Below are 1,475 nucleotides of genomic sequence, written 5' to 3' on the forward strand. Positions count from 1 at the left end.
TCAGATTGTCGAGAAACCCTGTACTTTTTTCAAAGTACAGGGTTTCTCACATTTCAAATGGTCACTTCAAAAGGGGGAATGGGGTTTACCCCCTGTTTTCCAGGCGATCCAGGTGGATCGCCATCTTCTTCATATTCTGTACGGCTGCTGTCATCAGGGCTTGCTCCCTGACGTTCTGCAACCCGCGCAAACGACAATAGCGAAACCCGTGGAGCTCTTTTGCGTCCGCGAAGCTTCGCTCAATCGTTTCTTTTCGTTTTCGGTATAAATACTTGCCGGATCGACTGAGCCGGTTGTTTCGCACCCATTCCTTGCTGTCTTCCCAGACATGGCGCGTGACGACCTTGCGGTGATTCCGTGAACGGGTACATTGCTCCAGCATCGGACAAGTCTTGCAGTGCTTCGGATCCGAGGCATATTGTCGGTATCCTTCTCGATTCGTGGTACGGTACAACAATTCATGCTGGAGCGGACAAATATATCGGTTGCGCTCGGCATCATAGGTAAACTTCCATTTCGGAAATAAGCCTTGGGTCGGATGAAATCTCCGGTGAGCAATCACGCCAAAGATCCCCCGTTCCTGCAATCCTTTGCAGATGGGGGTTGTTAAATAGCCTGAATCCAGGGCAACGGCTTCAACTTCAAAACCAAATCGCTCTCGTTGGCGATCCAATCGCGACAAATACGGTACAGAATCATGAACGTTTCCCGGTGTGACGTGGACATCGGTAATCAGATTGTATTTCAAATCAACGGTCCGGTGATCTAAATAAAAGAATCCTTCAGGTTTACCATCGCGAATCATATAGCCGCTATCCGGGTCGGTTTTACTCACTTTGATTTCTTTCTTCTCGACCACATCCTCTCTGGGTTTTAAAGCTTTTTTCCATGCGCCTTCCGGTCAGCTTCTACCGCACCATTAAGTTCGTCCATGTAATCTCGTGTGTTTTGTAGAACCTGCTGCTTGGTGTACTGGTGCTTGTTCGCATTGGCCTTCACATGCGTGGAATCCGAAACCAGGACCCGTCCGCCGACCATGCGGTGCTGGATTGCCTGCAGCACAATCTCATCGAAGATATCTTGAAAGATATTGGTGTCTTTGAAACGAGTCCGTCGGTTCCAGCTAATGGTGGTATGGTCTGGAACGTTGTCGGTCAATCCCAAACCAAGAAACCAACGGTATGCCAGATTCGTCTGAATCTCGCGTTCCAGTTGACGCTCCGAACGAATACCGTAAAAATAACCGAGGAAAATCATCTTAAATAACACGACAGGATCGATGGCTGGTCGCCCATTATCAGCACAGTAAAGCGGACGAACCTTTTCGTCGATGAAAGAGAAATCGATATACTTGTCCACTTTACGAAGCAGATGATCTTGAGGAACCAATTCTTCAATCGAAACAAACTCGTAAGCCTGCTGTTTTTCTCGGTTAGAACGCAACATATTTAACACCCTTCCGAACGGTTTATTTA

1 protein-coding gene is annotated in these 1,475 nt (G+C 47.7%); it reads right to left on the reverse strand.

The genetic code is table 11. The annotated features are described in order from the left end of the window. Positions 1 to 85: 85 nt before the first annotated feature. A protein-coding gene (locus tag ACPV3A_RS37625) for an IS1182 family transposase (RefSeq protein ID WP_426205001.1) occupies positions 86 to 1,446 on the reverse strand; the annotation gives its coding sequence in 2 pieces (ribosomal slippage) (positions 86 to 879 and positions 879 to 1,446; 1,362 coding nt in all). Positions 1,447 to 1,475: the final 29 nt, after the last annotated feature.

It is taken from the genome of Paenibacillus sp. Dod16 (genome assembly GCF_049893405.1).
Taxonomy (GTDB): Bacteria; Bacillota; Bacilli; order Paenibacillales; family Paenibacillaceae; genus Paenibacillus_AQ.